At 60.0% G+C, this 5,773-nt stretch carries 5 protein-coding genes and 2 pseudogenes; 5 read left to right on the forward strand and 2 right to left on the reverse strand.

Features of this window, described 5'->3' with window-relative positions; translation table 11 throughout:
- The 4 genes and pseudogenes from AWU74_RS10145 to AWU74_RS13820 form a co-directional block, all read left to right on the forward strand.
- Positions 1–199, forward strand: a 199-nt coding sequence (locus AWU74_RS10145; RefSeq protein WP_162481767.1) for a transposase, incomplete at its 5' end; no start/stop codon positions are given.
- 144 nt (positions 200–343) lie between these two features.
- Positions 344–748, forward strand: a pseudogene (locus tag AWU74_RS13420) (transposase); the annotation flags it as partial.
- On the forward strand, positions 724–1,989 hold the full coding sequence (locus AWU74_RS03370; protein ID WP_062327593.1) for a HisA/HisF-related TIM barrel protein: 1,266 nt from the start codon (positions 724–726) through the stop codon (positions 1,987–1,989). The pseudogene AWU74_RS13420 and the gene AWU74_RS03370, both read left to right, overlap by 25 nt.
- A 172-nt stretch (positions 1,990–2,161) precedes the next feature.
- Positions 2,162–2,254 (forward strand): annotated as a pseudogene (locus tag AWU74_RS13820) (IS5/IS1182 family transposase); the annotation flags it as partial.
- Positions 2,255–2,282: 28 nt separating this feature from the next.
- On the opposite strand, the gene AWU74_RS03375 reads toward AWU74_RS13820, so the two are convergent.
- Both AWU74_RS03375 and lepB read right to left on the reverse strand, forming a co-directional pair.
- Positions 2,283–4,163 (reverse strand): PASTA domain-containing penicillin-binding protein, encoded by a 1,881-nt coding sequence (locus AWU74_RS03375; protein WP_059370979.1) that lies wholly within the window; start codon positions 4,161–4,163, stop codon positions 2,283–2,285.
- Positions 4,156–4,680, reverse strand: coding sequence for a signal peptidase I (gene lepB / locus AWU74_RS03380; RefSeq protein WP_059370911.1), 525 nt, complete (start codon positions 4,678–4,680; stop codon positions 4,156–4,158). Before lepB ends, AWU74_RS03375 begins: the two co-directional genes overlap by 8 nt.
- 69 nt (positions 4,681–4,749) lie before the next feature.
- Here lepB and AWU74_RS03385 point away from each other — a divergent pair.
- Positions 4,750–5,773: LysM peptidoglycan-binding domain-containing protein (locus AWU74_RS03385; RefSeq protein ID WP_187150814.1), on the forward strand; the 1,024-nt coding region annotated here is incomplete at its 3' end.

Genomic DNA, 5,773 nt, shown 5'->3' on the forward strand with positions numbered 1-5,773 from the left:
TATAACAGCAGTCATCCCTCCGGTTAAAAGCCGAAAAGAGCAGAGAGCGTACAGTCATGAGCTGTATCGGGCACGGCACGTCATTGAAAACGTCTTTCGCGCCCTCAAGCGCTGGCGGGGAATTGCTGTGCGCTATGCAAAGCTCACCGCTTCCTTCATCGCCGCCATTCATGTCAGGTGTTTGTTCCTCTACCTTTAAGTCCACACTACCTAGGGCGTGTTCACGCGACTAAAATATGATAAAATAAGGCGTAGAACTAACCGAAGCAAAGATTCTTTTGCTGGATTCAACGTCGGTTAAGGCGCACCCCGGCGCTCACGGAGCGTTAAAAAAAACGGAAAGCAGGCGATAGGAAAGTCGTGCGGGGACTGGAACACAAAGATACACGCAATATCGGCAGGCGACGCGGCACTTGTGAAGTTCAGCCTGTCTACAGGGAATGCTTCCGACGCGAAAGTGGGGAGGTCTTTGCTGAAAAGTGTAAGGGAACGCGAAAGCGCTATGCTGTTTGTGGACAAGACGTATGAAGGTAACGAAACAGTTGCAAAGGACAACGTGGCTTTACTCCTGTCATGCCGCCGAAGCATTGCCGCAAAAAAACTGCGGGATTATGACCGCGAATTATACAAGGAGCGCAGTGGCATTGAGCGATTTTTCCGCCGCGTGTGCGCCCGCTCCGCTGGAACCCTGACAAAAACGCCCCGCTCTGCTATACTCCTCCTATGGTTATCGCATCGATTGATTTGAAAGGCGGCAAGGTCGTGCAGCTGAAAAACGGGAAAGATCTCATGCTGGAGCGCGACAATCCCGACGCGCTTATCGAAGAGTTCAGCGTCTACGGCGAGACGGCGGTCATCGATTTGGATGCCGCGCTCGGCAACGCTCTTCAGGACGGCGAGACGGCAAACGCCGGAATTTTAAAGCGGCTGCTCCGCAAGGGCAACGTCCGCGCAGGCGGCGGCGTCCGCAGCGCGGCGAAGGCGAAAGAATTGGTGTCGCTCGGCGCAGAAAAGGTGATAGTCGGCTCGCAGGCATTCCTTCCGGCAGGCAGGCACGGGGCGGCGGGTGTTTTGAATACGGCGTTCCTCGGCGAGCTTGAGCGCGCAGTCGGCAGGCAGCGCGTCATCATATCGGTGGACGCGCTCCACGGCGACATTGCGGTGAAGGGTTGGACGGAAACCACGGGAATCCGCCTGCTCGACGGCGCACGGGAAGCCGAAAAGCATTGCAGCGAGCTGTTGTTCACCTGCGTTGAACGCGAAGGCTGCATGAAGGGCACCGACCTGAGCCTTGTGAAAGAACTCCGCGCGGTGGTGGACTGCCGCTTGGTGGCGGCGGGGGGCGTGGCGTCGGTGACGGAAATCGCGGAGTTGGAGCAGTGCGGCTGCGACGTGCAGCTCGGAATGGCGCTGTACACGGGCGCGGTGTCACTCAAAGACGCGTTCATCGAGTGCCTCAACTGGGAAAAGGTGCCGCTCGTTCCGGTCATAGCGCAAAGCCCTGCGGGAGAAGTGCTGATGATGGGCTATGCGAACCGCGAGGCGTTCCATAAGAGCTTCGACACGAAAAAGCTGACGTTCTGGAGCCGCACCCGTAACGTGCTCTGGACGAAGGGCTTGCACTCGGGCAAATATCTTGGCATCGTCCGCCTCCGAGCTGACTGCGACCGCGACACGGTGCTGGCGACCGTTGTACCGCACGGAGAAGTGTGCCATACCGGCTCGTGGACATGTTTTTCCTCCGAGCCGGACGAGTCACCAACGCTCGACTGGCTGTACCGGGTTAACCCAAAATCCTGCGGCGCGGAAACCATAGCGCGACTCGATCAGTTCTGCGAAGGAGGCGCGGGCGGGGAGCAGCCAGAGTCGAACGGCGGGTTTGTTCCCCGTTGTGCCGACATGCTCGATGCGTTGACTTCATTCATGCGGAAAGAAGATATCGCGTGGAAAGACGTATTCAACGAGCTTGACCGAAGGCGCAAACAGTAGCGTGTTTCAGATAACGGCTAGGCGACGTGGACTGGGAGGTGGATGTAAAGGAAAAACACCTTCCAGGCCACGTCGCCTAGGGAGTGTGGACTAAAGAGGAGGAGAGAGGTAAAATGGGAAACATGAATGAAATACTCCACAGCAAACTACGGAATATTTCATTAAAATCGTTTTCGGCACCCTCAAACGCTGGCGAGGAATCGCTACGCGCTACGCAAAACTCACCATTTCCTTCATCATTGCTATTCATATCAGGTGTTTTTCCTTTACATCTACCTTCAAGTCCACACTACCTAGCCCTCCCAGCCCAGCCGGAACTCTAGCGCCATATCCGCCGTTACCGGCGTGCCGGGGGGGGGCATCTGGCTTATCACGTAGCCTTCGCCCTCGATAAGAATGCGTAAATCGTCGCGCGTCAGCAGCGGTGCCAGCAGGCGCTTGGGGGTGCCCGTAAAATCGGGCAGCACCGCGCCGACGGAAACCTCCGGGATTTCGGGGACAGAAATGACGCCCGAATGCGAAAAAAACGCCGCTCCCGCGCGCGCAAAGCCTATATGGTCGATAATCATGCTTGCCGCCTCTGCGATGACCGGCGCGACAATGCGCCCCGCATACGTTTCGCCCTTCGCTTTGGCAATTACGATATACAGGATTATTTTCGGGTCTTCCGCCGGAAACACCGCAATGCAGTTCGACACGAAATCCGTCTGGCTGTAGCCGCCGCGCTTTTCGTCGCGCATTTGCGCCGTGCCGGTCTTTACCCCGATGCTCACGTCGCGCAGTGCCGCCCGCGTACCCGTCCCGCTCGCCGCCACGGTCTCCATATAGCTCAGAACAGCCCGCGCCGTCTCTTCCGACAGCACACGCTCTTTTCGCTCCGCCTCGCGCTGCGGCAGGACCTTCCCCACACGGTCGGTAACACGGGAAATCACCGAAAGCGGCACCGGAACGCCCCCGTTCGTAAGCGCCATCGCCGCCTCGACCATTTGCAGCGCCGACACGCCTATCTCCTGCCCTATGGATATCGTCGGCTTCGAGCGCGCCGTCCACAGTGCGTCCTCCGGCGTCCTGACCATACCCCGCGTTTCGCCCGGCAGCTCGATGCCCGTCTTGCTCCCGAAGCCCAGCGCCCGGAGCAGAGCCAGAAAGCGTTCCGCGTCTATCCGCTCGCTCATGCAGGCAAGCGCTACGTTGCACGAATACTTGAGCGCGTCCCGCGCCGTGATATTCCCGTGTCTGCCGAGGCAGCCTATGCGAATAGTTTGCCCGTTCGGAAGCTGGCGCTCGTATTTCCCGTCGCAGTAAAAGGTGTCGTCCTCGCGGATAGCGCCCGCCTCCAGAAAGGCGGCGACCGAAAAAATCTTGAATACCGACCCCGGCTCGTATGCGGTAACGGCGGGGCGGTTGAGGCGCTCGGCGTCGCCCGCCTGCGGGTATTTGTTCAAATTCGCGGAAGGCAGGCTGATATAGGACAGCAGCTCGCCGGTCTTTGCGTCCGCCGCGAGCAGCATCATGCTTTCAGCCCGCGTATCTTTCAGCGCTTTGCGGGCGATGCCTTCCAGTTTGTATTGCAGGCTGGCATCGATAGTCAGGTATACGTTGCTGCCGTGCACCGCCGTGCTGGAATCCCCCGAGCGGCGCGGGCTGAGCGCGTCCTGCAACGCGTATTCCACGCCCGAAAGCCCCTGCCCCGCGTCTCCCATATAGCCGATAAGCTGGGAAGCGAGCGCGTTCTCCGGGTATATGCGGCCGGGAATGCGGTCGAAAAACACGCCGCTCAGCTTTGCTTCCCGGATAGCGCGCTGTGCCGCTTCGTGTTCGGCTTCAGACAGCTTCTTTTTAAGGTAGAGAAAATTGTGTTTCGCCCCGCTGATTTGCGCTTTTACCGCGGCGGGCGAAAGCCCCGCTATCGGCGCAAGCACTGCCGCCGCTTTGTCGGCGTCACCCACCGCCGACGGCGTTACCGCAAGGTGGTAGAAAAAGGTCGGAACGGCGAGCGGCTTGCCGTTCCGGTCGACAATCTGCCCGCGCTCCGCCGGTTCGGCGGTCCGGCTCGGCTCGGTGATTCCGCCCGCGAATGCGAGTTTAGCGTATGACGCTATGACGTAGCCCGCCATGATGACGCCGGCGACGCCGAGTATGATAAGCCGCGAGCGGGGAAAGAAGTTATTCACCGGAGGCTCCGCGAAGCGCCTTTCCGAGTGTGCGCTGGACGAGCACAAAGCCGTAGTCGCGGGAATCGACCGATTCCCGATAGTTGTCGCCCACGGCAAAGAGCGTCCCGTCGGGAACCGCCGAGCTGTACTTCATCTGTTGATATTGCCGCTCGCTCAGCGGAATTTCAAGCGCCCGCGAATGAGCCGCGTCCGTAACGCGGACGCTATGCCCCGAATCCGACGAATACTCCAGCGCGTCTCCCGCAAGAGCGACGCAGCGTTTTATCACGGGCGCGCCGCGCACAATAAAAACAACCACGTCGCCCCGCTTCGGCGAAGCCCAGCGCACGAGCAGTTCCGCGCCGAACGGCTTTGCGACGCCGTATGCCAGCTTATATACGGGAATCAGTTCGCCTTTATGCAATGATTGTTCCATTGAAGCCCCCGACACGAGCACTATATCAAAAACGAACAGTTTAAGCGCGGCTCCGAGGCACAGTCCGAACGCTATCAGCATATACGCGCCGCCTTTCATTGTGTGCGTTTTTTTCATAAGCCGGGGAGGATTCTAAATATGTGCGGCGAGTGTGTCGATAGAAGGGACATGAAAGTTATAAACTGCCTCGACGCGTCCGCAGAGATTTCTCCGGCACGGCGCGGCGGAGCCGCATTGTTTAGCCCGGCGCATACCCGCAGAAGACGGGGGAGAACGGCGGCGCGCCCGGTTTCCGCCGGCTCGCTGTTTTTCAGCGGGGCAGGGATACGGGAGAGCTTCCCGCAGCAGGTCGCACCGCCGGACAGCAACCGAAACCATATACGCGCCGCAGGCAGAAAAGCGGCGCAGAGCATAGTCCGTTTCCGCGTCCCGTGCATACTCGCCGCCGCGGGGTGCGCATTCGGGTTTGCGCTTTGGAAAAGCGGCGCATACCTCAATATCCTGCCCGCAACGCAGCGCCTTGTTCCGCAGGACACAGCATTAGCCGACGGCGAGGTTCGGGCTGAGAGCGAGCCGCTTCAAGCACTCGCGCTCCCGGACGCAGCACCGGCTGACGGCGGGGCGGCGCGTTTTTCCCTGCCGTCAGCAGGCGAAACGGAGGCGCAGGAGGGCGCTCCCCACGAAGCCGCCCAAACGCCTGAGTCGCCTTCCAGAGCGGTTTCGTATGCCGCGTATTCGGTGCGGCAGGGGGACACGCTCTCCGGAATTGCCAAAAAGTTTTCGCTGGCGCATATCTCCACGCTGATTTCGGCAAACGACATACGCAACGCGCGGGCGCTCCGCGCCGGTCAGACGCTGCGGATTCCGTCGGCGGACGGAATCGTCTATCGGGTAAAAAAAGGGGACAATCTGTCGGGCATTGCGGCACGGCATAAAATCGCGTATGCGCAGATACTCGACGCGAACGCGCTGAGCTCGGAGATGATTCGCGCCGGACAGACGCTGTTCCTCCCCGGCGCGACGCTCGATTCGGAGTCGCTTAGACAGGCGGCGGGCGAGCTTTTCGTTTCGCCGCTCGCCGCGTCGTGGCGGCTCGCGTCTCCGTTCGGCTTGCGCGCCGACCCGTTCACCGGCGTGCAGAGCCGCCACACCGGAATAGACATGGCGGCAAAGTCGGGGACGCCGATACGGG

It is taken from the genome of Treponema endosymbiont of Eucomonympha sp. (assembly GCF_001028545.1).

What these genes read in the sequence shown, in the direction of transcription:
- AWU74_RS03370 (WP_062327593.1), top strand. Translation starts at nt 724, where the DNA reads ATGGTTATCGCATCGATTGATTTGAAAGGCGGCAAGGTCGTGCAGCTG.
- lepB (WP_059370911.1), bottom strand. Translation starts at nt 4,680, where the DNA reads ATGAAAGGCGGCGCGTATATGCTGATAGCGTTCGGACTGTGCCTCGGA.